23 protein-coding genes and 2 tRNA genes are annotated in these 26,047 nt (G+C 32.8%); 16 read left to right on the forward strand and 9 right to left on the reverse strand.

Features of this window, described 5'->3' with window-relative positions:
* Positions 1–28: 28 nt before the first annotated feature.
* From QLS71_RS12675 to QLS71_RS12720, 10 genes are all read left to right on the forward strand, one after another.
* A tRNA-Trp gene (locus QLS71_RS12675) sits at positions 29–101 on the forward strand.
* Positions 102–222: 121 nt separating this feature from the next.
* A complete protein-coding gene (secE, locus tag QLS71_RS12680; RefSeq protein ID WP_308990827.1) occupies positions 223–417 on the forward strand; it encodes a preprotein translocase subunit SecE in 195 nt (64 codons plus the stop codon).
* Positions 418–426: 9 nt separating this feature from the next.
* The gene (gene nusG, locus QLS71_RS12685; RefSeq protein ID WP_308990826.1) at positions 427–981 is read left to right on the forward strand and encodes a transcription termination/antitermination protein NusG; all 555 of its coding nucleotides are present in this window, start codon (positions 427–429) and stop codon (positions 979–981) included.
* 74 nt (positions 982–1,055) lie between these two features.
* Positions 1,056–1,493, forward strand: coding sequence for a 50S ribosomal protein L11 (rplK, locus tag QLS71_RS12690; protein ID WP_304390281.1), 438 nt, complete (start codon positions 1,056–1,058; stop codon positions 1,491–1,493).
* A 20-nt stretch (positions 1,494–1,513) separates the two neighbouring features.
* Positions 1,514–2,203 carry a 50S ribosomal protein L1 gene (gene rplA, locus QLS71_RS12695; protein WP_308990825.1) on the forward strand — a complete coding sequence of 230 codons (690 nt, stop codon included), beginning with the start codon at positions 1,514–1,516 and terminating at the stop codon, positions 2,201–2,203.
* A gap of 19 nt (positions 2,204–2,222) precedes the next feature.
* Positions 2,223–2,744: a 50S ribosomal protein L10 gene (gene rplJ / locus QLS71_RS12700; RefSeq protein WP_308990824.1), complete on the forward strand. Its 522-nt coding sequence runs from the start codon at positions 2,223–2,225 to the stop codon at positions 2,742–2,744.
* Positions 2,745–2,806: 62 nt separating this feature from the next.
* Positions 2,807–3,184, forward strand: coding sequence for a 50S ribosomal protein L7/L12 (rplL, locus tag QLS71_RS12705; RefSeq protein ID WP_308990823.1), 378 nt, complete (start codon positions 2,807–2,809; stop codon positions 3,182–3,184).
* A gap of 125 nt (positions 3,185–3,309) precedes the next feature.
* The gene (gene rpoB / locus QLS71_RS12710; RefSeq protein WP_308990822.1) at positions 3,310–7,122 is read left to right on the forward strand and encodes a DNA-directed RNA polymerase subunit beta; all 3,813 of its coding nucleotides are present in this window, start codon (positions 3,310–3,312) and stop codon (positions 7,120–7,122) included.
* A gap of 77 nt (positions 7,123–7,199) precedes the next feature.
* Positions 7,200–11,501, forward strand: a complete 4,302-nt coding sequence (rpoC, locus tag QLS71_RS12715; protein ID WP_308990821.1) for a DNA-directed RNA polymerase subunit beta' — start codon at positions 7,200–7,202, stop codon at positions 11,499–11,501.
* Between the two features lie 134 nt (positions 11,502–11,635).
* Positions 11,636–11,953 carry a DUF3467 domain-containing protein gene (locus tag QLS71_RS12720; protein WP_308990820.1) on the forward strand — a complete coding sequence of 106 codons (318 nt, stop codon included), beginning with the start codon at positions 11,636–11,638 and terminating at the stop codon, positions 11,951–11,953.
* A gap of 49 nt (positions 11,954–12,002) precedes the next feature.
* Here QLS71_RS12720 and QLS71_RS12725 read toward each other — a convergent pair whose 3' ends face one another.
* Both QLS71_RS12725 and QLS71_RS12730 read right to left on the reverse strand, forming a co-directional pair.
* On the reverse strand, positions 12,003–12,236 hold the full coding sequence (locus tag QLS71_RS12725; RefSeq protein ID WP_308990819.1) for a (4Fe-4S)-binding protein: 234 nt from the start codon (positions 12,234–12,236) through the stop codon (positions 12,003–12,005).
* A gap of 135 nt (positions 12,237–12,371) precedes the next feature.
* A complete protein-coding gene (locus QLS71_RS12730) occupies positions 12,372–13,958 on the reverse strand; it encodes a peptide chain release factor 3 (protein ID WP_308990818.1) in 1,587 nt (528 codons plus the stop codon).
* Positions 13,959–14,075: 117 nt separating this feature from the next.
* Here QLS71_RS12730 and idi point away from each other — a divergent pair, with 117 nt between their 5' ends.
* Positions 14,076–14,600: an isopentenyl-diphosphate Delta-isomerase gene (gene idi, locus QLS71_RS12735; protein ID WP_308990817.1), complete on the forward strand. Its 525-nt coding sequence runs from the start codon at positions 14,076–14,078 to the stop codon at positions 14,598–14,600.
* Entirely contained in the window at positions 14,597–15,007 is a 411-nt protein-coding gene (locus tag QLS71_RS12740) for a 6-carboxytetrahydropterin synthase (RefSeq protein WP_308990816.1), read from the forward strand. Before idi ends, QLS71_RS12740 begins: the two co-directional genes overlap by 4 nt.
* Positions 15,008–15,044: 37 nt before the next feature.
* Here QLS71_RS12740 and QLS71_RS12745 read toward each other — a convergent pair whose 3' ends face one another.
* Positions 15,045–15,410 (reverse strand): hypothetical protein, encoded by a 366-nt coding sequence (locus QLS71_RS12745; RefSeq protein ID WP_308990815.1) that lies wholly within the window; start codon positions 15,408–15,410, stop codon positions 15,045–15,047.
* Between the two features lie 435 nt (positions 15,411–15,845).
* Between QLS71_RS12745 and QLS71_RS12750 the strand changes: the two genes are divergently transcribed.
* Both QLS71_RS12750 and QLS71_RS12755 read left to right on the forward strand, forming a co-directional pair.
* Complete coding sequence (locus QLS71_RS12750; protein ID WP_308990814.1) at positions 15,846–16,115, forward strand: hypothetical protein; 270 nt, start codon at positions 15,846–15,848, stop codon at positions 16,113–16,115.
* A 58-nt stretch (positions 16,116–16,173) separates the two neighbouring features.
* Positions 16,174–16,247, forward strand: a tRNA-Thr gene (locus QLS71_RS12755).
* A 138-nt stretch (positions 16,248–16,385) separates the two neighbouring features.
* Here the strand turns inward: QLS71_RS12755 and QLS71_RS12760 are convergent.
* Positions 16,386–17,087: a DUF4369 domain-containing protein gene (locus QLS71_RS12760; protein WP_308990813.1), complete on the reverse strand. Its 702-nt coding sequence runs from the start codon at positions 17,085–17,087 to the stop codon at positions 16,386–16,388.
* A gap of 588 nt (positions 17,088–17,675) precedes the next feature.
* The gene (locus tag QLS71_RS12765) at positions 17,676–18,035 is read right to left on the reverse strand and encodes a hypothetical protein (RefSeq protein WP_308990812.1); all 360 of its coding nucleotides are present in this window, start codon (positions 18,033–18,035) and stop codon (positions 17,676–17,678) included.
* A 45-nt stretch (positions 18,036–18,080) separates the two neighbouring features.
* Between QLS71_RS12765 and QLS71_RS12770 the strand changes: the two genes are divergently transcribed.
* On the forward strand, positions 18,081–18,746 hold the full coding sequence (locus QLS71_RS12770) for a M15 family metallopeptidase (RefSeq protein WP_308990811.1): 666 nt from the start codon (positions 18,081–18,083) through the stop codon (positions 18,744–18,746).
* A 28-nt stretch (positions 18,747–18,774) separates the two neighbouring features.
* Here QLS71_RS12770 and QLS71_RS12775 read toward each other — a convergent pair whose 3' ends face one another.
* A complete protein-coding gene (locus QLS71_RS12775; protein WP_308990810.1) occupies positions 18,775–19,704 on the reverse strand; it encodes a sterol desaturase family protein in 930 nt (309 codons plus the stop codon).
* 98 nt (positions 19,705–19,802) lie between these two features.
* Entirely contained in the window at positions 19,803–21,041 is a 1,239-nt protein-coding gene (locus QLS71_RS12780; RefSeq protein WP_308990809.1) for a DEAD/DEAH box helicase, read from the reverse strand.
* A gap of 289 nt (positions 21,042–21,330) precedes the next feature.
* Here QLS71_RS12780 and QLS71_RS12785 point away from each other — a divergent pair, with 289 nt between their 5' ends.
* Positions 21,331–22,194 (forward strand): bestrophin family ion channel, encoded by an 864-nt coding sequence (locus QLS71_RS12785; RefSeq protein ID WP_308990808.1) that lies wholly within the window; start codon positions 21,331–21,333, stop codon positions 22,192–22,194.
* Positions 22,195–22,224: 30 nt separating this feature from the next.
* Here the strand turns inward: QLS71_RS12785 and QLS71_RS12790 are convergent, their stop codons facing one another.
* Both QLS71_RS12790 and QLS71_RS12795 read right to left on the reverse strand, forming a co-directional pair.
* Complete coding sequence (locus tag QLS71_RS12790; RefSeq protein ID WP_308990807.1) at positions 22,225–23,370, reverse strand: putative phage abortive infection protein; 1,146 nt, start codon at positions 23,368–23,370, stop codon at positions 22,225–22,227.
* Between the two features lie 71 nt (positions 23,371–23,441).
* Entirely contained in the window at positions 23,442–25,625 is a 2,184-nt protein-coding gene (locus tag QLS71_RS12795; RefSeq protein WP_308990806.1) for a radical SAM protein, read from the reverse strand.
* Between the last annotated feature and the right edge of the window lie 422 nt (positions 25,626–26,047).

Below are 26,047 nucleotides of genomic sequence, written 5' to 3' on the forward strand. Positions count from 1 at the left end.
TTTTTTCGGAATACCTTGACTTATGTTTACGGGCGTAGCTCAGTTGGTAGAGCACTGGTCTCCAAAACCAGGTGTCGGGAGTTCGAGTCTCTCCGCCCGTGCAGAGTGAGAATATTACTGAAGAGTAAGCTTCTTAAAAGAATTAAAAAAAATAAAGATTTCACTTAAATCAATTTTAAATTGAGAGACAGAAATTTTTAATCTGTTGAAAAAAATATATAAATGGCTGGAATTGTAAATTACGTAAAAGAATCGTTTGGCGAACTTAAAAATAATGTGAGCTGGCCAACTTGGGCAGAAGCACAAAGTTTAACTATTTTAGTTGCTGTTTTTTCAATTATATTTTCCTTACTAATTTGGGGAATCGATACGGTATTCAGCAAGTTAATAGCATTTTATTTTCAATTGATTAGTTAAAGAAAAAATATGTCTGAGGTAAGCGAAAAAAAATGGTATGTTGTTAGGGCTGTAAGTGGTCAAGAAAATAAGATTAAAACTTATATAGAGAATGAGATTGCTCGATTAGGTTTTCAAGATTATGTTGAGCAAGTATTAGTTCCAACAGAGCGTGTGATTCAAATACGTAATGGAAAAAAAATTCATAAAGAAAAAGTGTTTTTTCCAGGTTACATTATGATTCAAGCCAATTTATCGGGAGAAATTCCTCATATTATTAGATCGGTTACTAATGTAATTGGTTTTTTAGGTGAAACAAAAGGAGGAGATCCTGTGCCATTAAGACAATCTGAAGTAAACAGAATGTTAGGTAAGGTAGATGAATTATCAGTTGAAGAAAATTCAAATGTAGCCATACCATTCACTAAAGGTGAAACTGTTAAAGTTATAGATGGACCATTTAACGGATTTGATGGAACTATCGAAAAAATAAATGAAGAAAAGCGTAAGCTAGAAGTTATGGTGAAAATTTTCGGAAGAAAAACACCATTAGAACTAAGCTATATGCAGGTTGAAAAAGTATAATAATTGTTACACTATATAAAAGATACGGTTTTTTGCTTCCAAATTAAAAGGCGTATCAACTTAAATTATTAAAAATGGCAAAAGAAATTGGTAAAGTAGTTAAGTTACAAGTTCGGGGAGGTGCTGCGAATCCGTCGCCACCGGTTGGACCCGCTTTAGGTGCTGCTGGAGTTAACATTATGGAGTTCTGTAAGCAGTTTAATGCTAGAACACAAGATAAGCCAGGTAAAGTATTACCTGTGGTTATTACAGTTTACAAAGACAAATCATTCGACTTTGTAATTAAAACTCCTCCAGCTGCAGTACAATTATTAGAAGCGGCCAAGTTAAAAAGTGGTTCAGGAGAACCAAACCGAAAAAAAGTAGCTAAAGTTTCATGGGATCAAATCAAAACTATAGCAGAAGATAAAATGGTAGATTTAAATGCATTTACTATTGAATCTGCTATGAGAATGATAGCTGGTACCGCAAGGTCAATGGGTATAACCGTGACTGGAAACGCACCAAATTAATCTATTAAAGACATTAAAAAATGGCAAGATTAACAAAAAAGCAAAAAGAAGCTTTAGCAAAAATAGAAAAAGGGAGAGTTTACTCTCTTGATGAAGCATCTGCATTAGTAAAAGAAATTACTAATACAAAATTTGATGCATCAGTAGACATTGCTGTACGTTTAGGAGTAGATCCTCGTAAAGCAAACCAGATGGTAAGAGGTGTTGTTTCACTTCCTCACGGAACTGGTAAAGATATGAAAGTATTAGCATTAGTAACTCCAGACAAAGAAGCAGAAGCGAGAGAAGCTGGAGCAGATTATGTTGGTTTAGACGAATATCTTGATAAAATCAAGAACGGTTGGACCGATGTAGATGTTATTATTACTATGCCAAGTGTTATGGGTAAATTAGGTCCTTTAGGACGTGTATTAGGTCCTCGTGGTTTAATGCCCAACCCAAAAACTGGTACAGTAACTATGGACGTTGCTAAAGCTGTAACTGAAGTTAAAGCTGGTAAAATTGACTTTAAAGTTGATAAAACTGGTATTGTGCATGCTGCAATAGGAAAAGCATCTTTTAGTGCTGATAAAATTGCTGGGAATGCGAATGAATTAATTCAAACATTAATAAAACTTAAGCCAACAACTGCTAAAGGTATTTACGTAAAAAGTATTTTCCTTTCTAGTACTATGAGTCCTAGTGTTGCTGTTGATCCTAAAGTTGGTTAATTAGTTAAATACTTTTATTATGACAAGAGAAGAAAAATCACAAGTAATTGAGGAATTAACTGCAGAACTAGCCAATAATGCTAACATATATTTAGCAGATATTTCAGGATTAAATGCATCAACAACCTCAGAATTACGTCGTGCTTGTTTTAGAGCAAACGTAAAACTAGCAGTAGTTAAAAACACATTACTTGAAAAAGCAATGGAAGCTTCCGATAGAGATTTTGGAAACCTTTCTACGGTTTTAAAAGGAAATACATCTGTGATGTATTCTGAAACAGGTAATGTACCAGCTAAGTTAATAAAAACCTTCCGAAAAAAATCAGAGAAACCTTTATTAAAAGGAGCTTTTATTGAGGAATGCGTTTATATTGGCGACAACCAATTAGACATGTTAGTAGATATCAAGTCTAAAGAGGAGTTATTAGGAGAGATTGTAGGATTACTACAATCGCCTGCTAAAAACGTTATATCGGCACTTAAATCAAGTGGTGGTAAACTAGCTGGCATATTAAAAACACTATCTGAAAAAGAAGGATAGTATTTAAAGAGTACGCACTATATTACAATTATATTATTAAAATTTATTAAAAACGATAGAAAATGGCAGATTTAAAAGATTTCGCAGAAAAATTAGTTAACTTAACAGTTAAAGAAGTAAATGAGTTAGCTACAATATTAAAAGATGAGTATGGTATTGAGCCTGCTGCTGCTGCTGTAGCAGTTGCTGCTGGTCCTGCTGGAGGTGGTGATGATGCTGCTGAAGCTCAAACTGAATTTACAGTTATATTAAAGGCAGCTGGCGCTTCTAAATTAGCAGTTGTTAAACTTGTTAAAGAATTAACTGGTTTAGGATTGAAAGAAGCTAAAGAATTAGTTGATGGAGCACCAAGTCCTGTTAAAGAAGGTGTTTCTAAAGACGAAGCTGAAGCTTTAAAAGCCTCTTTAGAAGAAGCTGGAGCAGAGGTTGAGCTTAAATAAGTTTAGCCACCTAAAAACATAAAGGTTTAGGTCTGGAGATAACTCTTCAAGACCTAAACCATTTTGCGTATATAATAATTACATACGCCACAACTATTATTTTTTAATCAAAATTCCGTCCATTGATGTTATCAACACAAGCTGAAAGATTAAATTTCTCGTCTATTGTAAATAGAACCGAGTACCCAGATTTCTTGGATATTCAGATTAAATCCTTCCAGGATTTTTTCCAATTAGAGACAAAATCGGATGAAAGAGGTGATGAAGGTTTATATAATACCTTCATGGAAAACTTTCCTATTACAGATTCACGTAATCAATTTGTTTTAGAATTTTTAGATTACTTTGTAGACCCACCACGTTACGCTATTGATGAGTGTATTGAAAGAGGTCTTACTTATAGCGTTCCGCTAAAGGCAAGGTTAAAGTTATATTGTACAGATCCTGAACATGAAGATTTCGAAACCATTGTTCAAGATGTGTACTTAGGAACAATACCGTATATGACGCCTAGTGGTACCTTTGTTATTAATGGTGCAGAACGTGTTGTTGTATCTCAATTACACCGTTCACCAGGGGTGTTCTTTGGGCAATCATTCCATGCTAATGGAACTAAATTATATTCAGCAAGAGTGATTCCTTTTAAAGGATCTTGGATTGAATTTGCTACCGATATTAATCAGGTAATGTATGCGTACATTGATAGAAAGAAAAAGTTACCTGTTACTACGTTGTTTAGAGCTATCGGTTTTGAACGTGATAAAGATATCTTAGAGATTTTTGATTTAGCTGAAGAAATTAAAGTATCTAAAACTGGATTAAAAAAATATCAAGGACGTAAATTAGCAGCACGTGTACTTAATACATGGCATGAGGATTTTGTTGATGAAGATACAGGTGAAGTAGTATCAATCGAGCGTAATGAAATTATTCTTGATCGTGATACTATTTTAGACAAAGATAATATTGAAGAAATTATTGAAGCGGATGTTAAAGCGATTCTTTTACACAAAGAAAGTGCTGAACAAGGTGATTATGCTATTATTCATAATACGCTTCAAAAAGATCCAACAAACTCTGAAAAAGAGGCTGTTGAACATATTTATAGACAATTACGTAATGCTGAGCCGCCAGATGAGGAAACTGCACGAGGAATAATTGATAAATTATTCTTTAGTGATCAACGTTACTCTTTAGGTGAAGTTGGGCGTTATAGAATGAATAAAAAATTAGGACTTAATATTGAAATGGATAAGCAAGTGCTTACCAAAGAAGATATTATTACTATTATAAAATATTTAATCGAGCTTATCAACTCTAAAGCTGAGATTGATGATATTGATCACTTATCTAACCGTCGTGTACGTACAGTTGGTGAGCAATTATCTCAACAATTTGGTGTTGGTTTAGCACGTATGGCACGTACCATTCGTGAGCGTATGAACGTTCGTGATAATGAGGTGTTTACACCAATTGATTTAATTAATGCTAAGACGTTATCGTCTGTAATTAATTCGTTCTTTGGTACCAACCAGTTATCTCAGTTTATGGATCAAACCAATCCACTTGCTGAAATTACGCATAAGCGTCGTTTATCGGCATTAGGACCAGGTGGTTTATCTCGTGAAAGAGCAGGTTTTGAGGTACGTGATGTTCACTATACTCATTACGGACGTTTATGTCCTATTGAAACGCCTGAAGGACCAAATATTGGTTTGATTTCATCACTTTCAGTTTTTGCTAAAGTGAATGGAATGGGCTTTATTGAAACGCCTTACCGTCCAGTAAATGAAGGTGTTGTCAATATTAAAGATACACCTATTTATTTAAGTGCTGAAGAAGAAGAAGGAAAACTTATAGCTCAAGCAACTGTTAAAGTTGATGGAGAAGGTAAGATATTACATGAGAAGGTAATTGCACGTATGGAAGGTGACTTCCCTGTAATAGACCCAACAAGTCTACATTATACAGATGTTGCACCTAATCAAATCTCATCTATTTCGGCGTCTTTAATTCCGTTCTTAGAACATGATGATGCGAATAGAGCCTTGATGGGATCTAACATGATGCGTCAAGCAGTACCGTTATTATTACCTCAAGCACCAATTGTAGGTACTGGTTTAGAACGTCAAGTAGCATCAGATTCTCGTGTGTTAATAAATGCAGAAGGACATGGTGTTGTACTTTACGTTGATGCGAATGAAATTAAAATTCAATACGATCGAACAGAAGATGAAGCTAAAGTAAGTTTTGATAGTGATATTAAAACATACCAGTTAATCAAATTTAGAAAAACCAATCAAGGATCTAGTATCAATTTAAAACCAATCGTAACGAAAGGAGATAAAGTTGTTAAAGGACAAGTTTTATGTGAAGGTTATGCGACTCAAAAAGGTGAGTTAGCATTAGGTAGAAACATGAAAGTGGCCTTCATGCCTTGGAAAGGTTATAACTTTGAGGATGCAATTGTAATTTCTGAAAAAGTAGTTCGTGAAGATATTTTTACATCTATTCATATTGATGAGTATTCATTAGAAGTTAGAGATACAAAATTAGGTAACGAAGAGTTAACTAATGATATTCCTAACGTTTCTGAAGAAGCTACTAAAGATTTAGATGAAAATGGAATGATTCGTATTGGTGCAGAAGTGAAACCAGGCGATATCTTAATTGGAAAAATTACTCCTAAAGGAGAAAGTGATCCAACTCCAGAAGAAAAATTATTACGTGCTATCTTTGGTGATAAAGCAGGAGATGTAAAAGATGCCTCTTTAAAAGCTTCACCATCTTTAAATGGTGTCGTTATTGAGAAAAAATTATTCTCTAGAGCTGTAAAAGACAAACGTAAGAGAGCTCAAGATAAAGATGATATTATAGCGTTAGAAGCTATTTACGATAGAAAATTTGATGATTTAAAAGAAGTTTTAATCGAAAAATTATTCAACATTGTAAATGGTAAAACGGCTCAAGGTATTTTTAATGATTTAGGGGAAGAAGTATTACCAAAAGGTAAAAAATTCACTCAAAAAATGTTAAATGCTGTTGATGATTATGCACATTTAGTGTCAGGAAAATGGACAACAGATGAGCATACCAATCAATTAGTGGCCGATTTAATTCATAACTACAAAATTAAAGAAAACGATTTACAAGGTTCTTTAAGACGTGAGAAGTTTACTATTTCTGTCGGAGATGAGTTGCCAGCAGGTATTATCAAATTAGCTAAAGTTTATATTGCTAAAAAACGTAAACTTAAAGTTGGTGATAAAATGGCAGGACGTCACGGTAACAAAGGTATTGTTGCTCGTATTGTAAGAGCAGAAGATATGCCTTTCTTAGAAGACGGAACACCTGTTGATATTGTATTAAATCCACTTGGTGTACCATCTCGTATGAATATTGGTCAAATTTATGAAACAGTTCTTGGTTGGGCAGGTCAAAAATTAGGACGCACATATGCTACACCTATTTTTGATGGTGCTACTATTGAACAAATCAACGAGTTGACTGATGAAGCAGGAATTCCAAGATACGGACACACTTACTTGTATGATGGTGGTACAGGAGCACGTTTCGATCAACCTGCAACTGTAGGAGTTATCTATATGTTGAAATTAGGACATATGGTTGACGATAAAATGCATGCACGTTCTATCGGACCTTACTCATTAATTACACAACAACCTCTTGGTGGTAAAGCACAATTTGGTGGTCAACGTTTTGGTGAGATGGAGGTTTGGGCGCTTGAGGCGTATGGAGCTTCAGCAACTTTACGTGAAATCTTAACTGTAAAATCGGATGATGTTATTGGTAGAGCTAAAACTTACGAAGCAATCGTAAAAGGTGAGCCAATGCCAGATCCAGGATTACCAGAGTCGTTCAATGTATTAATGCACGAACTTAAAGGTTTAGGCTTAGATATTAGATTAGAAGAATAAAAAAGTATGCAGTGCCAGTATTTAGTTTCCATTATAAGAGACTGAATACTGAGACTGAGACTGAATACTAGAAGAACATGGCAAGAAAACAAGATAAGAATACAGTAAGGAGATTTAACAAAATCTCAATTGGTTTAGCCTCACCAGAATCTATTTTAGCAGAATCTAGAGGTGAAGTTTTAAAACCAGAAACTATCAATTATCGAACCCACAAACCAGAAAGAGATGGTTTGTTCTGTGAGCGTATTTTTGGTCCTGTAAAGGATTATGAATGTGCTTGTGGTAAATATAAAAGAATTCGCTACAAAGGTATCGTTTGCGACCGTTGTGGTGTTGAAGTAACGGAAAAGAAAGTACGTCGTGATCGCGTGGGGCACATCAATTTAGTGGTGCCTGTTGCTCACATCTGGTATTTCCGTTCATTACCAAATAAAATAGGATATTTATTAGGTTTGCCATCTAAGAAATTAGATATGATTATTTACTATGAAAGGTACGTAGTTATTCAACCTGGTAATGCTAAAAATGAAGAAGGTGAGCCAGTTCAAAAAATGGACTTCCTAACTGAAGAAGAATACTTAAATATTCTAGAAGCACTTCCTCAAGATAATCAATATTTAGACGATAATGATCCAAACAAGTTCCTTGCTAAAATGGGGGCTGAATGTTTAATTGAATTATTATCTAGAATTGATTTAGAAGCTCTTTCATACGAATTACGTCATAAAGCAAACACAGAAACGTCTAAACAACGTAAAACTGAGGCTTTAAAACGTTTACAAGTTGTTGAGTCTTTAAAAGAATCTAACAATAACCGTGAAAATCGTCCAGAATGGATGATCATGAAAGTTATTCCAATCATTCCACCAGAATTACGTCCGTTAGTGCCGTTAGATGGTGGTCGTTTTGCAACGTCTGATTTAAATGATTTATACCGTCGAGTAATTATCCGTAACAACCGTCTTAAGAGATTAGTTGAGATAAAAGCACCAGAAGTTATTTTACGTAACGAAAAACGTATGTTACAGGAATCTGTAGATTCGTTATTTGATAACACACGTAAATCTTCAGCGGTAAAAACAGATTCTAATAGACCATTAAAATCATTATCTGATTCATTAAAAGGTAAGCAAGGACGTTTCCGTCAAAACTTACTTGGGAAACGTGTGGATTATTCAGCACGTTCGGTAATTGTTGTTGGACCAGAATTAAAATTACATGAATGTGGATTGCCAAAAAATATGGCAGCAGAACTTTACAAGCCTTTTGTAATTAGAAAATTAATTGAAAGAGGTATTGTTAAAACTGTAAAATCTGCAAAGAAAATTATAGACAAAAGAGAGCCTGTGGTTTGGGACATCTTAGAGAATGTTCTTAAAGGACATCCCGTATTATTAAACCGTGCGCCTACGTTACACAGACTGGGTATTCAAGCGTTTCAACCTAAATTAATAGAGGGGAAAGCGATTCAATTACACCCGTTAGTTTGTACGGCGTTTAATGCCGATTTTGATGGAGATCAAATGGCAGTACATTTACCATTAGGACCAGAAGCAATATTAGAATGTCAATTATTAATGTTGGCATCACATAATATCTTAAACCCTGCAAATGGTTCGCCTGTAACTGTACCTTCTCAAGATATGGTACTTGGTTTATATTATATGACCAAACTACGCACATCTACTCCAGAAGTTAAAGTTAAAGGAGAAGGCTTAACGTTCTATTCTCCAGAAGAGGTAGAAATAGCTTTCAATGAGCAAAAAGTAGATTTAAATGCTGGTATAAAAGTTAGAACTTTAGACATCAATGCAGATGGTAAGTTGGCACCAATAATTATTGAAACAACTGTTGGTCGTGTATTATTTAACCAAAAAGTACCACAAGCAGCTGGATTTATTAATGAAGTTCTTACAAAAAAATCATTAAGAGATATTATTGGTAATATCTTAAAATATACATCGGTTCCTGAAACAGCAGATTTCCTTGATTCTATTAGAGATTTAGGATTTAAGTTTGCATTCCAAGGCGGATTATCATTTAGTTTAGGTGATATTATTATTCCACCAGAAAAGCAAGGAATGATTGATAAAGCTAATAAGTTTGTTGATGGTATTATGGGTAACTATAATATGGGACTTATAACTAACAACGAACGTTATAACCAAGTTATTGATATTTGGACCTCTACAAATGCGGAATTGACAGAATTGTCGATGAAACGTATTCGTGAAGATCAACAAGGATTTAACTCGGTGTTTATGATGCTTGATTCTGGAGCTCGTGGATCTAAAGAACAGATTCGTCAGCTTACAGGAATGCGTGGATTAATGGCGAAACCCAAAAAATCGAATGCAGGTGGTGGTGAGATTATTGAAAATCCAATTCTTTCTAACTTTAAAGAAGGACTTTCAATCTTAGAATACTTTATCTCAACTCACGGTGCTCGTAAAGGTCTTGCAGATACCGCTCTTAAAACTGCCGATGCTGGTTATTTAACCCGTCGTTTGGTGGATGTTTCTCAAGATGTTATTATTAACACAGAAGATTGTGGAACTTTAAGAGGTGTTGAAGTTGAGCCATTAAAGAAAAATGACGAAATTGTAGAAACACTTGAAGAAAGAATTGTTGGGCGTGTTGCATTAAATGATGTCTACGACCCATTAACAGACGAGTTGTTAGTAGCTTCAGGACAATTAATTGAAGATGATATTGCTAAAGTGATACAAAATTCTCCAATTGAAAGTTTAGAAGTACGTTCAGCCTTAACATGTGAAGCTTTACAAGGTATTTGTGCTAAATGTTACGGACGTAATTTAGCTACCGGTAAAATGGTACAACGAGGTGAAGCTGTTGGTGTAGTTGCTGCACAATCTATTGGTGAACCAGGAACACAATTAACACTTCGTACATTCCACGTAGGTGGTATTGCAGGAAATATTTCAGAAGAAAATAAATTAGCAGTTAAATTTAACGGTATTGCCGAAATTGAAGATTTAAAAACTGTTAAAGGAAAAGATGGTGAAGGAAAAGACATAGATATCGTTATTTCTCGTACATCTGAAATTAAATTAGTCGATAAGAAAACAGGTATTACTTTAAGCACGAATAATATTCCTTACGGTTCTACTTTATTGGTTAAAAGCGGTCAAGAATTACATAGAGGAGATGTTGTTTGTACTTGGGATCCATATAATGGTGTTATTATTTCAGAATTTGCTGGAAAAATTAAGTATGAAAACATAGATCAAGGTATTACTTACCAAGTTGAAATAGATGAACAAACAGGTTTCCAAGAGAAAGTGATTTCTGAATCTAGAAACAAAAAATTGATTCCAACGCTTCATATTGAAGGTAGTAATGGAGAAACGATTCGTTCTTACAACTTACCAGTTGGTTCTCACTTAATGATTAACGACGGAGAGAAAATTGGTGTTGGGAAAATTTTAGTAAAAATACCTCGTAAATCTGCTAAAGCAGGTGATATTACAGGAGGTTTACCTCGTGTAACCGAGTTGTTTGAAGCCCGAAACCCTTCTAATCCTGCTGTTGTTAGTGAGATTGATGGTGTGATTTCTTTTGGAAAAATTAAACGTGGTAACCGCGAGATTGTTGTAGAATCTAAATTAGGTGAAGTTAAAAAATACTTAGTTAAATTATCGAATCAAATTCTTGTTCAAGAAAATGATTATGTTAAAGCAGGTATGCCTTTATCAGATGGGTCTATAACTCCAGATGATATTTTAAATATTAAAGGACCTTCTGCAGTACAACAATATTTGGTAAATGAAGTACAAGAGGTTTACCGTTTACAAGGTGTGAAAATTAATGATAAGCACTTTGAGGTTGTTGTAAGACAAATGATGCGTAAAGTAAGAATTATTGATTCTGGTGATACGCTTTTCTTAGAAGATCAATTGATTCATAAAGATGACTTTATCAAAGAAAATGATGCTATTTTTGGCTTAAAAGTTATTGAAGATGCAGGAGATTCATCGAGCCTAAAAGCAGGTCAAATTGTATCACCTCGTGAATTAAGAGATGAGAATTCTATTTTAAGAAGAGAAGATAAAAATCTTGTTACAGCTAGAGATGCGAAGCCAGCAACGGCAACACCTATTTTACAAGGTATTACAAGAGCATCACTTCAAACAAAATCGTTTATATCGGCAGCTTCTTTCCAAGAAACGACTAAAGTACTTAACGAAGCAGCAGTAGCTGGTAAAGTAGATAGTTTAGAAGGCTTGAAAGAAAATGTAATTGTTGGGCACAGAATTCCTGCAGGTACAGGTATGCGTAGGTATACTGATATTATTGTTGGCTCTAAAGAAGAGTTTGACGAAATGATGCAAGTAAAACAAGAATTAAATTATAATTAATTAGCATTCCTGCGAAATCAAAGATTCACGAATACATTGACTTTAAATGTACTCAATGAGTAAGGCAGGAATCTGTAAAAATAAAAGCCTTCAAAATTAACTTGAAGGCTTTTTAATTTAAAATCATTAAGATTATGGCAGACGAAAAAGAAAATGCAAAACCAGGACAAATTAATATTGAACTAGACGAACAAGTAGCCGAAGGTATATATTCTAATTTAGCTATTATTAATCATTCGGTTTCGGAGTTTGTAGTAGATTTTGTTAGCATTATGCCAGGAGTTCCTAAAAGTAAGGTAAAATCAAGAATTATATTAACACCACAACATGCCAAACGATTACTTAAAGCATTAGGGGAAAATGTATCTAGATTTGAAAATGCTCATGGTGAAATTAAAGATTATGAGCAACCACCAATACCTTTAAATTTTGGACCAACTGGTCAAGCTTAAAAAATAAAAAAACCATTGAAACATTTCAATGGTTTTTTTATAAGTTTATTTAAGAGGCTTGTTTATTTAAATTCTTTCGATAAGTTAAAGCCCCTGATGGACATCTATTTATTTGATTTATTATACGGTTGGTCTCACTACCATCTAAATGAATCCAAGGTATAATACTTGTTCTAAAAACTTCGGATAGGCCTTTGGCACATTTTTCAGCATGAATGCATTTGCAGGGCTCGTAGGTTACAGTAATTTCGTTATTACTAAATTCATTGGTATAGGTTTCCATAATTGTTCATATTTTGGGGTATGAATTTTATTCGCTTTCTGAGTATCATAAAAATATTAAATAAACTAATATGATAAAAGTTATGTTTAAAAATTATCAATATCCTTGTTTTGACAAAGAATAATCGTTGATTTACTAAAATTCAGAGGTAAAATGGAATTTTATACTGGGATATGTTTGCTGAGTCATTTGTAATGAAAATGTGGAATCGGCTAAAAAAACCAATTGATTTTGTTTGTCTTTAGCTAAGTAGCGTTGTTTTACTCTAGTGAATTCCTTGTATTCTTCACTATTAGAGTTTTTAGGATCCACCCAGCATGCTTTAAATACATTTAAATTTTCATAGGTACATTTGGCACCATATTCGTGTTCTAAACGGTATTGAATAACTTCATACTGCAGTGCTCCAACTGTTCCTATTACTTTTCGTCCATTAAGTTCTAAGGTAAATAATTGAGCAACACCTTCATCCATTAATTGATCAATCCCTTTAAATAATTGTTTAGATTTTAAAGGGTCTGCATTATTAATATATCTAAAATGTTCTGGAGAAAAACTAGGAACACCTTTGTAGTTTAATATTTCACCTTCAGTTAATGTATCACCAATTTTAAAAGTTCCCGTGTCTTGTAAGCCAACAATATCACCAGGATATGAAATATCTACAATTTCTTTCTTTTCCGCAAAAAATGCATTAGGACTAGAAAATTTTACCTTTTTATTATTTCTTACATGTAAGTAAGGTGCGTTACGTTTAAATTCACCAGAAACAATTTTAACAAATGCTAAACGGTTTCTATGGTTTGGATCCATATTGGCATGTATTTTAAACACAAAACCGCTAAAGGTTTCTTCATTTGGTTGTACTAATCTTTCTTCACTTTGTTTAGGTCTTGGTTTTGGAGCTATCTCAACAAAACAATCCAATAATTCACGAACTCCAAAATTGTTTAAAGCAGATCCGAAGAATACAGGTTGCTGTTCACCATTCAAATATGCTTCCTTATCAAATGCTGGATAAATACCTTCAACCAGTTCAATTTCTTCACGTAATGTTTTGGCTGCTTTGTCACCAATAAGTTTGTTTAGTTCGGAAGATTCTAAATCTGAAATTTCAATAGTTTCTTCTATGTCCTTTCTACTATCGCCACTAAAAAGGTTAACATTTTTTTCCCAAATATTATAAATACCTTTAAAATCGTAACCCATACCAATTGGGAAACTTAAAGGTGTTACTTTTAATCCTAATTTTTGCTCAACTTCATCTAGTAAATCAAATGCGTCCTTACCCTCTCTATCCATTTTATTAATAAAAACAATCATGGGGATGTTTCGCATTCGGCAAACTTCAACCAATTTTTCAGTTTGTTCCTCAACACCTTTTGCAACATCAATAACCACAATAACACTATCTACAGCGGTTAATGTTCTAAAAGTATCTTCAGCAAAATCTTTATGCCCTGGAGTATCAAGAATATTAATTTTAATACCATCATATTCGAAGGCTAAAACAGAAGTAGCAACAGAAATTCCTCTTTGGCGTTCAATTTCCATAAAGTCACTAGTAGCCCCTTTTTTAATTTTATTACTTTTTACAGCACCCGCTTCTTGTATGGCACCACCAAAAAGAAGTAATTTCTCAGTTAATGTTGTTTTTCCAGCATCGGGGTGAGAAATAATACCAAAAGTTCGTCGTCTGTTTATCTCTTTAATAAAACTCATAATAATCTTGCAAATTGGTTGCAAATATACTTTATAATTTACGATTTCAGAATCTCTCTTTTATATTTTATAGATAGAATTATTATATTAGTATATTACTTGGTATTTTTGTTTCCTATGGAAGAGGAAAAAGTAATTCTTGTAAACGAAAACGACGAACCAATAGGTACCATGCCTAAGATGGAAGCGCATGAAAAAGCACTTTTACATCGGGCATTTTCAGTATTTGTTTTTAATGATAATAGCGAATTAATGCTTCAACAGCGTGCAGGACACAAATACCACTCACCGTTATTGTGGACGAATACCTGTTGTAGTCATCAACGTGTTGGAGAAACCAATATACAAGCAGGAAAGCGTCGTTTAATGGAAGAAATGGGCTTTGTAGTAGATTTGGAAGACACTATTTCATTTATTTATAAAGCTCCTTTCGATAATGGTTTAACTGAGCATGAATTTGATCATATTTTGATTGGCAAATACAATAGTATTCCAAAAATAAACCCAGATGAAGTTGCTACTTGGAAATGGATGTCTCTAGAAGCAGTGAAAAACGATATTCTAAAACATCCAGAATTATATACCGAATGGTTTAAAATCATTTTTGATAAATTCTACGAACATATAAACATTATAAAATGAAGGTAACAGTTAGTAGAAAAGCACATTTTAATGCTGCACATCGCTTGTATAGAAAAGATTGGACTCATGAAAAGAACGATGATGTGTTTGGTAAATGCAACAACCCTAATTTTCATGGGCATAATTATGAATTGATTGTTAGTGTTACAGGAGAAATTGATAAAGAAACCGGTTATGTTATAGACATGAAGATTTTAAAGGATATTATCAAAGATGAAATTGAGGATGCTTTCGACCATAAAAATTTGAATGTTGAAGTGCTAGAGTTTAAAGATTTAAACCCGACCGCTGAAAATATTGCAGTTGTTATTTATAATAAGATAAATCCAAAACTTGATTCTGGTCTTAGGTTAGAAATAACCCTTTTTGAAACACCTCGTAATTTTGTTACTTACTCAGGTACATAAAAAAGAAATTCCCAAGAATATCTCTTGGGAATTTTATTTAACAAGCAGTTCTATTAGTACTGTACGTTTTCTCTACAGGAAAGTCAAACAACGCACTACAAATACGTTCTTGATGGTTTGTTGTAGATTTTTCTTTGGTAACAGTTATGTTTACTAAATAGCCTTCTTTATTTTGTTTCACCAATTGGGCTTGAATGGTAAGTTTGTCATTCACAAATGCATTTTTATACATTTTAAATTTAAAATCGCCAATTTGAGGAATTTCTTGTAAATAAAATTCTTTTACCGGATATGCTGCAACAGTTTTTATTTTATCATAAAGTGCATGAGGTAATAAAAAACCATTGCTATTACTTATGTCTTTTGTTACTATAAATGGAGTGTTTATATGATGTGTTTTCATGAGTCTGTTTTTAAGGGTATAATAATAAAGGTGTTAAGTTGTAATTATGGTACGTGCTGAATGTGACGTTAGTGCAAATAATGGCGTTCATAAAAAATTGAATTTTCTGTTTCATTGATTTTAGTGTTTTCATAATTTTTAAGATTTAATTGATTTAAAATAAAAAAGGTGCCTTTAAAAAAAGCACCTTTATTGATATAGATAAATTGTATTATTTAACGTTTATTCAAGATGCATATAAGTTTTGTTTTTGGCCATAAAACACGCCACCGACTTCACCTGTTGAGAGGTTCGGGTACAAATTAGGTTATATGACAACTTTATTGCATTCATCAACACCAAATGTAATAATAATTTTTATAAAATTAGTAAGCTTTTATGAGAATTTTGTTTAAGATTAATGTAGTTTTGCATGAAATTTAAAAATATTGAATTATGGCAAATGTTAGAAACCTAAAAAAAGATATTAATTACGTTTTAGGAGATATTATAGAAGCAGCTTATGTTTGGGAATTAACAAACGCAAGTAAGGATACAAAAAAGAGCGAAGCAGTTATTGATGAAGCGATCATAACTTTTGACGAATTAATTTCTAAAGTGAATGCAAAGAATGTAGAGAATCCAAAAGCTCATTTTAAGGCTATTAGCGCAGAATTAGAAACTAAGGGAACAGCGTTAATTGAAAAAATTAATAATTTAGCATAATTTTTTACCAGACTGCTTGCAAATATAATTTTTGCGGTTATATTTGCATCCGTAAATCGCCGATGTAGCTCAGCTGGCTAGAGCAGCTGATTTGTAATCAGCAGGTCGTGGGTTCGAGTCCCTCCATCGGCTCTTCATAAAAAAACTCTTCATTTGGAGAGTTTTTTTATTTAAACATATTAGATACTGGATGTGTTTTTACCAACTACCCAAAAAGCAAACGACCTTTCCAATGGAAAGGTCGTTTGCTTTTTGGGTTATAAGGTTTAATTACTTCTCCGCTTGTTTTATATTATCAATAAACACTTGTAACTCTTTCCCGTATTTAGAAGCTTTTACTTTGGGTGTTAATGAGTTATTAATGGTATCTAAAAATTTAACTCGAGCGTTATAAATTTCTGTTAGAGCTAAATAAGGCGCTACCTCGCTGTCTTTATGGTTTAAAGCAAAATTAACAGTAAATAAATAGCGGCGTTTTAAATTATTATCAGATTTTTTTTGAATGGCATTAGATTTAGATGTATCTCCTTTTTTTAATGCTTCAAAATTTTCTTTAATAAGATCTAAATTTTGTCCGTTAAAACGGGTCTTCATCAATTTATATTCTTCAAATATCTTTTGTTGCTCAGATCCATTAATAGTGGCTCCATATCCAAAATTCTTAACATTAGTTTTTATTTCAGTAACACCTTTATCAGCAAAAAATACAATTTGATCCTTTTCTGAACTGTTTTTATCTAAAAATAAATAAAAAACTTCAGGTGATTCTAAAGAAGATGCATGTAATAGAATATCCGATTGCCCATTTACTGCTATAGTATCGATGGTAATCAAATTCTCATTTTTTACTTTTTTCAAATAAAGGACTCCTTTTTTTAAGCCATTTACCTCAACTTTTACTGTTAAATCGTTTTGTTCTTTGCTACAGGCAAAAATTAATAGCGAAAATATGATATATAATATTTTTTTCATTAGTCGATTAGTTTTTTTAAAAAGCAAATATCTTATAATTATATTTTATATACTAACGGTAGCTATCTATTATTTATAAGTTTCTTGTTTATATGGTGTTATTTTTAATTTCATATTTATTAATGTAATTATTGGTTTTGGCACACTATTTGTATATGTATACTTGTTGCATTTTGTAGGGTTTATTGAGTGGTTACTTTAAACTTAGAAATGTAATTCATATTTTAGTTGGTTAGTTAGTAAAAATGCACTCTTTTTAGGGTGCATTTTTTAGTTTATTACAATTGTTAGCGATGTATTTTATCGAATATTAGTGTTATTTCGTCTGAAAATGTTAAAATTATATGCTTTTTATCGAATTTTATTGTATTTAATCGTTTGTATTTGTTTTTTAATTATATATTTGGAGGGTACTAAATAACACACTTTTTAGTTCAATGGATTAATTAATTAATATTTGCATTATGTTGTTGGTATAGGAATCCTAAATCTACTTCGTAATAAAATAAGCAAATTGAAAGAAAACCGAGTTTGAGGGAACTCGGTTTTTTTGTTTTTATAGTTTTACTGATATTATTATATTTATTTTTATAACCTTAAATAGCTGTAAGCCCAATACATAAGTAGAATCTGCAGAGGAATTCTTAAAATAAGTAACCACTTTGGCAATCCTGCCGAAGCTTTTTTACTAGAAAGCATATAAAAATGTACTAATAGAAAAACTATCAACATGGTAATGATAAATATGAGTGATATATCTTTCACTAAAGGAACGCATACCATAATACCTAAAAAAACTTCTGCAATACCACTTAAAAACACTAATAATTTGTGTTTTGGTAAGTAAATTGGCATAATGCGTAAATATATTTTAGGTTTTATAAAATGATTGACTCCTGCTGCTATATAAAGTAGAGCCATTAAGTATAAATGCCAAGGATAGTCCATGTATTAAATATAATTTTATCTAAATTAGCATAATTTGTGTTAGTTATGAAGTGTTATGTTACGTTTTTATTAGTATTTGTCTGTTTCGGTGCTATTGCGCAATTACCAGAAGGGTTCGTGTATGTGAATTCTGTTATTCCAGATTTATATGTAGAACTACGCTACAATACTAAAAATAATTTTGTTGGTGAACGTATTGATGGTTACCAATCTAATAAACTCATATTAACAAAAGAGGCTGCTTTAGCTTTAAAACAAGTTCAGGAAGCACTGCTAAGCAAAAATTTATGTTTATTGGTTTATGATGGCTATAGGCCACAGAAAGCAGTAAATCATTTTATACGATGGGCGAAAAAATTAAACGATACCATTAATAAACAAACATTTTACCCCGATGTTGATAAACTTAATTTATTTGTAGAAGATTATATTGCTATCAGATCTGGTCACAGCAAAGGCAGTACTATAGATGTTACTATTATAGATGGGAATACAAACAAACCCTTAGATATGGGGAGCAATTATGATTTTTTTGGTGAAGCTTCTTGGGTAGACTATAAAAATATCACCAAAACTCAAAAAGCTAACAGACAGCTTTTACAAGAAGTAATGCTTCAATTTGGTTTTAAAAATTATCCTAAAGAATGGTGGCATTTTACTTTAAATAATGAACCATATCCAAGTACTTATTTTGATTTTCCAGTAAAGTAAAAGAGGCTGTCTAAAAAGTGTATTTTATTTATAATTGCTGTTGATTCTTTTCTAATTCTTTTCGCATTTGTTTGATGGTTAAAGTGCTTCCATCATGACTCCATCCTGGAGGACCAAAGGCATACATGAATTTATGATATAAATTGGGACTCTTCTTCATATCGTTCCAAATATCTTTATATTCATGGGTTAATATCACCAAAGGGTTATACGAATTTGGCGGTTTTGTAACACCATATTCAATATCTATATCGTCATCTAACTCCTTCCAAGTTCCAAATATTTTATCGAACATATTTAAAAATCCTCCATGATTCTTATCCATGTATTCTAAATTTTTAGCATGGTGAACTTGGTGCATGGTATGTGTATTGAATATTTTTTCAATAATACCCATTTTTGGAACATAAGTTGAATGTAATTGAAATTGCCAAAGTGCCTCGATTCCTAAACAGACAATAACCATTTCTGGTGGAAAGCCTATGGCAGGTAACCACATGTAAAAAAACGGTTTGTACAAAATGGTAAACCAACCATTTCTAACAGCTGTTCCCAAGTTAAAATTATCGGATGAGTGATGCACAATATGTGCTGCCCATAAAAAACGTACCATATGGTTTTGTCTGTGAAACCAATAATAACTGAAATCGTCTAAAAATTGGCAAGCAATCCAAACATACCAAGAATATCCAAAAGATTCCCAACCCATAATATTAGTACGAATACCACTAACCATAGGGTTGAATAATTCGTAAATATAATTGAAAATGATGATGGCAGAAATAGTTTTAACTAGAGGAGCTAAAACCACCGAGCCAACTCCCATAGTAAGGCTAGATCCTAAATCTTTCCATTTATAAAGGTCCTTATGGTTATGGGTTTTACTATAAGTAAGTTCTAGTAAAATGAGCCCTAAAAAAAAGGGAATGCCGTAAACTAATGGGTTTGTAAAACTCATTTATCGTTTAATTTAGAGGTATTATAATGGTTAATAGAAATAAACTTGTTAAAATATTTTGGTGAAGATACCTATTATTTAACGGAATTTATGTTGATTTAGTACCAGCGTTTCTTTTTCTTTTTAGAAGCTTCGCTTTTACGTCCTTTTTTATGCTTGCTTTTTCCAGGTGTACGGTGAATTTCCTTTTTTGCTTTTGGATCTAAAGGATAGGGGTGATCTTCAATAACATCCAATTGCAACTGAATAAGTTGTTGTATGCTTGCTACATAAACTTTTTCATCGGCAGAACAAAAGGAATATGATGTGCCTGTTTTTCCAGCTCTGGCAGTTCTCCCAATACGGTGTACATAGGTTTCGGGTTTACTTGGTAAATCGAAATTTATAACAGCATCCAATTCTTTTATATCAATACCACGTGCAGCAACATCGGTCGCTATTAAAATATTGGCATGGTTTAATTTGAAATTATTTAAGGCTTCTTCTCTTAAATTCTGACTTTTATCGCCATGTAAACTTTCTACTTTATAACCGTTCTTTTTAAGTGTTTCCTCTAACTTTTCAACGCCAAATTTGGTGCGTCTAAAAATAAGAATGCTTCCTTTAATGTTGTTTCTTAATACATGTAAACACAACTCGATTTTGTTTTTCTTGGGCACATAATAGAGTGCTTGATCTACATTTTTAGATGTAGAAGAATTTTGCGCCACTTCAACACGTTCAGGTGTATTTAAAATGGTATTTGCTAATTGTTCTACTTTAAAAGGAATGGTTGCTGAAAACAATAAAATTTGCTTTTCGTTGGTACATAAACGCTCAATTTTCTTCACATCATCTATAAAACCCATGTCTAACATTAAATCGGCTTCATCTAAAACCAAAGTTTCAATATAATCTAGGTTTATAATGTCTTGTTTATGTAAATCGAGTAAACGCCCTGGGGTTGCAATTAAAATATCAACACCTTTTTTCAACACATCAATTTGAGGTTCTATGGAAGCGCCGCCAAAAACAACGGTGGTTCTTAAATTGGTGTACGTGCTGTATTTTTTAAAATTTTCATTTATTTGAATCGCCAATTCACGCGTAGGACTTATTATTAAAGCTCTAATTTTTTTACCTTTTTTACTTCCTTCTTGTTTATCGAACAATTGTTGTAAAATAGGCAATGCAAAAGCAGCTGTTTTACCTGTACCTGTTTGGGCAGAGACAATCACGTCTTTTTTTGCCAAAACAAAAGGGATGGTTTTTTCTTGTACCAAGGTTGGGTTGTCGTAACCAGCTTCGGCAACGGCTCTTAATATAGGTCTGTTAAGTTGTAAGTCTTTAAATGACATGAATTATAATTATAATGTGCCACAAAGATACATAAAAGTTGTTCTGCTAATTTTAACCTGTTGGGTGTTATTCAAAAGTTTATTATGAGACTATTTATTTCATGTAAAACAGATGTCAATTAACTCCAGAATGTTACACTGAGCTTGTCGAAGTGCCTTTTTAATAGTCTTAGACAAGCTCAGACTGACAGCGAACATGTATTTGGTAAAAGAAAAAATAAATACATATAAAGGATTAATTTTAGCAGTAACATTTTCTAATTTTGCGACTTAAAATATTAAATTCTTAATGGTACAATACAACCCCAAAGACTGGCTAACATTTATTTTTAAATTTCATAAATCGGATACCTTTAGAAAACTCATTCCTATGATGATTTTTATAGGTATTTACACGTATGGTGTGGGTTATTTGGAGCTTGAATATTGGAAATTGTCAGCTAAAAACCATTTGTCAAATATCACGGTGATGCATAGCATGTTGGGCTTCGTCATATCTTTATTATTGGTGTTTAGAACCAATACCGCTTATGATCGTTGGTGGGAAGGCCGGAAACTATGGGGAGCCTTAGTAAATAACAGTAGAAACTTAGCGCTTAAATTAAGTGTGATGTTGAAAGAGGATCACGATAGAGGTTATTTTAAAAGATTGATACCTAGTTATGCATCTATGTTAGCAAAACATTTAACCGATAAGGAAACAAGTTTACAGCTTTATGAAGATTTAGATTTAGAAATTGATCATCATAAACATAGACCAAATCAAGTTGCTAAAATGATTTATCAAAAGGTGTATGATTTGCATGAACAGAAAAAAATAACGGGCGACCAACTCATCGTTTTAAATAGCGAAGTCCAATCGTTTACCGATATTTGTGGTGCTTGCGAACGTATTAAAAACACACCGATTCCTTATTCGTATAGTGCTTTTATTAAGAAATTTATCTTTTTTTACGTGATGACTTTGCCGTTTGGTTACGTGTTTAGTTTGGGGTATTATGCCGTTCCTGTAGTTATTTTTGTTTTTTATGTATTGGCAAGTTTAGAGTTAATTGCTGAAGAAATTGAAGACCCATTTGGTTTTGATGCTAACGATTTACCAATTGATAAAATATCAGAAAATATTAAGAAGCATGTTGAGGAGGTGTTTTAGGGGCTTTAAATTAATTATATGATATTAAATTCATAAGTCATTGTGAATGTGTGTTGACCAATCTTGAAATTCAAATAAACTATCATTAGTTCTGTTTATTTCTTTCTTATAATTTAAATTTTCAATATCAAAAATTACTTTTAAATCAAAATCAGAGATTAATAAATCATTATAGAGATTATGAATCATTCTATAATCAGTGAAATATTTATTTGTTTTATTTTGCCAACCATGACCAAAATCTGATTTCCAATTGTAAAAAAGCATAGCTTGTTCTTGATTGGAAAGTTGAGAACGTAATATTCTCAAATAATTTCTTTTTTGTTCATATGTCAAAAATTGATCATTTTGATTTGCAATGAATTTCACTGTTTGGTATAAATGTCGATAATAGTGTGCCAAATTTGCCGAATGACCTTGGAATAAATCATAATTTAATACTTTGGCTCCATAGTAGTTTGATTTTTCAGAAACGTAGTCATTGAATTTATGTTTATTACCACGTGTACCAATATTTCTGTTTCCGTCATTTATATATTCTAAACTTTTTAAAATCTCATAGAATTCTCTTTCTTCTTTTGTGTAAATCGGTTTATTTATAAAAACACCTATGCCATGAAAAAATATGCTATATGCAATGTTAATTGCTTTATCGTGGGTTATTAGGTTAATGCTTTTCTTTGCAACAAAATATATTATTTTTAACTCTTCAAGGAAATATTTAAAACATTCCCTTCCTGATACATCTTCAGTTTGAATATGTATTTCATTACGTGTTTTTGAGTCAAATGTCAATTTTATATTTATTTCATTCACATTTTCTTTATGCAGGCGAAGCATTTCGTAAAACTGACTTTCGAATTTGTTCGAATCTAGTTCTTGTCTAAATAATTCTTTTTGTTGTTTGTTTGCTTTAAATTGAATGTAAAAAGCTAAAAATGTAAGTATTGAAGCTGTGAAACCTATGATAGGATTTAATATTCCTCCAATTGTGTCTCCAATTTCATTAGGATTTAGCTTTTTTCCATCACTACTTACGCTTTCTGGAAAATAAATTAGGATGTTATTATTAGAGTAATAATTTATAAGATATATTGCTGAATAGCCTAATAAAATTATACTTATACTTATTAATAAGATTAGGGTGTAATCATTCTTTTTAGACTTAGTATTCATTTACTTGTTTGTTAAATATCAACTCCAAACAAATCTAGTTGTTATTTCTGATTATTCAAACAGAAAACCCATCACAAAACCAACAACCCATTATCCCGTAAAATATTCATAGGTTTAGAAAACCAAAACAGTTCAAAATCTTCAAACTCGGTTTCAAAATCTTTTTTTAATGCTGAAAAGAAGGGAAGTTGGTTGTTGTTTATGTTTAAAGCATCTAATTGGTTTAAAAACCAGATGCCTTTATCTTTCTCTAAAGTTATATCAAAGGTGTCGGTTGTGTTGTGAAATGTTAGTTTTAGCGAATAAAAGGTGTTGCCGCGTTTGGTTTTAGAATGTTCAGTCACCAAAGGTTCTGTGCCCAACCACATGATTTTTGCGGTTGGTTTTATATTGAAATTCGTTTCGGTTTCTAAACATTGGTAGATGAAATCGGGTTTAATACTGGTCTTGGGTATTTTAAATTCGAACCAGTCTTGCAACGGCATATCGAAACCAATACCGTGCATAAAATTGAAAAGCGATTTTTTTAATCCGAAACTAAACTGGTTATGGTCAATACCTGTAGTATCTGTAAATTCCACATCGTTATTGGCGAAGGAGATGTTTTTATAATGGGGTTGAATATTGTATTCCGACGGATTTAACCCAATAGGGCTGTGCGCTGTTAAAGCAAACTGATGCCAAAACCCCGATTGCAACACACCAATTTCGAATAGCTGACGCACCATTTCTAAGCTATCAACCGTTTCTTGAACCGTTTGCGTTGGGTAGCCATACATTAAATAGGAATGCACCATCATGTTGGCTTCGGTAAAATTACGGGTAACACGTGCCACTTGTTCTACAGTTACGCCTTTATCGATGAGTTTTAATAACCGATCGGAAGCAACTTCCAAACCACCAGAAACAGCAATACAGCCTGATGCTTTTAGTAGTAAACATAAATCTTTGGTGAAGTTTTTTTCAAACCGGATGTTGGTCCACCAGGTTACGGTCAATTTTCGTTTTATAATTTCTAAAGCCAAGGCTTTCATTAGGGCGGGAGGTGCAGCTTCGTCCACAAAATGGAATCCTGTTTCTCCCGTTTGTTCCATGAGTTGCTCCATGCGATCGACCAATAATTTGGCAGCAATGGGCTCGTAAATTTTTATATAATCTAAAGATATATCGCAAAAGGTACATTTCCCCCAGTAGCAACCGTGTGCCATGGTGAGTTTGTTCCACCTACCATCGCTCCAAAGACTGTGCATGGGGTTCGCAATTTCAATGACTGAAATGTAATCATTCAGCAATAAATCGGAATAATCAGGTGTACCTAAATCACTTTGTTTGTAATCGGGTTTTGTGCTGTTGTTTTTATAAACCACGGCGCCATTTTCTAGAATAAAAGTGCGTTTATACTCTCCTCCTTTGGAGGGGTTTGGGGAGGCTAATAACTCGATGGGTAATTCGCCATCATCCAAGGTAATAAAATCGAAAAATTCAAACACACGAACGTCGGTTATCGAGCGTAATTCGGTATTGGGAAAACCACCACCCATAGCAATTTTAATATGGGGGTAGTTTGTTTTTATGTACTGCGCACAACGGAAGGCACTGTATAAATTCCCTGGAAAGGGTACCGAAAAACAGACTAACTTAGGTTGCACTGTTTTTAGTTTTTCCTCAAGAATTTTTAAGGTGATGTCGTCTATATAAGTGGGGGCTGCTTGTAAATGGGTGTATAAATCATCGAAAGCATTGGCGCTTTGCCCTAAACGTTCGGCGTAACGACTGAAACCAAAATTAGGATCGATGCATTCGATGATAAAATCGGATAAATCTTCTAAATACAACGTGGCTAAATGCTTCGCTTTGTCTTGCATGCCCATAGAACCGAATGCCCAATCTAAATCGTCTAACTGATTAAAGCGGGAGGCTTGTGGTAAAAACTGGTCGCTGCAAATTTGTCTCGCAAAGGTTGGTTTTTTGTCTTGTAAAAAGGCAATCACATCATCTAAAGGCTGTAAGTACGACTTTTTTAAAGCATATATGCGTTGCGCATTTTCGGAAATCATTAGGTTGTTGGTGAAAGCGATTTCAAAAATATCTTGAAAGGTTTCCTTTGAAAATAATTCTAAAATAACTTCAATACCTAAATCCATTTGAAAGGCACCAATGTTTTTAGTATTTAAAAAACCCTTTAAGTAGCATGTAGCTGGGTAGGGCGTGTTTAATTGTGTAAAAGGTGGTGTTATAAGTAAAAGGTCTTTCAAAATGCTGTATTAAAATATAAGGCAAATATAATTCTTTTAAAGTCCCATAGGAGCAAAGAGTCAAAGTTGCAAAGAATCAAAGTTGCAAAGAGTCAAAGCTACAAAGAGTCAAAGTTGCAAAGCTAAATGAAAAAACTCTTAGAATTAGTAGTCAGGTTGAATTTGAATTTTTAATTTTGCTAAATGCTAAATGCTAAATGCTAAATGCTAAATGCTAAATGCTAAATGCTAAATGCTAAATGCTAAATGCTAAATGCTAAATGCTAAATGCTAAATGCTAAATGCTAAATGCTAAATGCTAAATGCTAAATGCTAAATGCTAAATGCTAAATGCTAAATGCTAAATGCTAAATGCTAAATGCTAAATGCTAAATGCTAAATGCTAAATGCTAAATGCTAAATGCTAAATGCTAAATGCTAAA

Source organism: Mariniflexile litorale (assembly GCF_031128465.2).
GTDB classification, from domain to species: domain Bacteria; phylum Bacteroidota; class Bacteroidia; order Flavobacteriales; family Flavobacteriaceae; genus Mariniflexile; species Mariniflexile litorale.

Bases quoted from the DNA above. Each gene is read 5' to 3' on its own strand.
- QLS71_RS12775 (WP_308990810.1), bottom strand. From the start codon at position 19,704: ATGAGTTTTACAAACCCATTAGTTTACGGCATTCCCTTTTTTTTAGGG.
- rpoC (WP_308990821.1), top strand. From the start codon at position 7,200: ATGGCAAGAAAACAAGATAAGAATACAGTAAGGAGATTTAACAAAATC.
- QLS71_RS12785 (WP_308990808.1), top strand. From the start codon at position 21,331: ATGGTACAATACAACCCCAAAGACTGGCTAACATTTATTTTTAAATTT.
- QLS71_RS12790 (WP_308990807.1), bottom strand. From the start codon at position 23,370: ATGAATACTAAGTCTAAAAAGAATGATTACACCCTAATCTTATTAATA.
- rplJ (WP_308990824.1), top strand. From the start codon at position 2,223: ATGACAAGAGAAGAAAAATCACAAGTAATTGAGGAATTAACTGCAGAA.
- QLS71_RS12740 (WP_308990816.1), top strand. From the start codon at position 14,597: ATGAAGGTAACAGTTAGTAGAAAAGCACATTTTAATGCTGCACATCGC.
- QLS71_RS12770 (WP_308990811.1), top strand. From the start codon at position 18,081: ATGAAGTGTTATGTTACGTTTTTATTAGTATTTGTCTGTTTCGGTGCT.
- QLS71_RS12750 (WP_308990814.1), top strand. From the start codon at position 15,846: ATGGCAAATGTTAGAAACCTAAAAAAAGATATTAATTACGTTTTAGGA.
- QLS71_RS12730 (WP_308990818.1), bottom strand. From the start codon at position 13,958: ATGAGTTTTATTAAAGAGATAAACAGACGACGAACTTTTGGTATTATT.
- QLS71_RS12760 (WP_308990813.1), bottom strand. From the start codon at position 17,087: ATGAAAAAAATATTATATATCATATTTTCGCTATTAATTTTTGCCTGT.
- QLS71_RS12745 (WP_308990815.1), bottom strand. From the start codon at position 15,410: ATGAAAACACATCATATAAACACTCCATTTATAGTAACAAAAGACATA.
- QLS71_RS12720 (WP_308990820.1), top strand. From the start codon at position 11,636: ATGGCAGACGAAAAAGAAAATGCAAAACCAGGACAAATTAATATTGAA.
- QLS71_RS12725 (WP_308990819.1), bottom strand. From the start codon at position 12,236: ATGGAAACCTATACCAATGAATTTAGTAATAACGAAATTACTGTAACC.
- rpoB (WP_308990822.1), top strand. From the start codon at position 3,310: ATGTTATCAACACAAGCTGAAAGATTAAATTTCTCGTCTATTGTAAAT.
- QLS71_RS12780 (WP_308990809.1), bottom strand. From the start codon at position 21,041: ATGTCATTTAAAGACTTACAACTTAACAGACCTATATTAAGAGCCGTT.
- rplA (WP_308990825.1), top strand. From the start codon at position 1,514: ATGGCAAGATTAACAAAAAAGCAAAAAGAAGCTTTAGCAAAAATAGAA.
- idi (WP_308990817.1), top strand. From the start codon at position 14,076: ATGGAAGAGGAAAAAGTAATTCTTGTAAACGAAAACGACGAACCAATA.
- rplL (WP_308990823.1), top strand. From the start codon at position 2,807: ATGGCAGATTTAAAAGATTTCGCAGAAAAATTAGTTAACTTAACAGTT.
- nusG (WP_308990826.1), top strand. From the start codon at position 427: ATGTCTGAGGTAAGCGAAAAAAAATGGTATGTTGTTAGGGCTGTAAGT.
- secE (WP_308990827.1), top strand. From the start codon at position 223: ATGGCTGGAATTGTAAATTACGTAAAAGAATCGTTTGGCGAACTTAAA.
- rplK (WP_304390281.1), top strand. From the start codon at position 1,056: ATGGCAAAAGAAATTGGTAAAGTAGTTAAGTTACAAGTTCGGGGAGGT.
- QLS71_RS12765 (WP_308990812.1), bottom strand. From the start codon at position 18,035: ATGGACTATCCTTGGCATTTATACTTAATGGCTCTACTTTATATAGCA.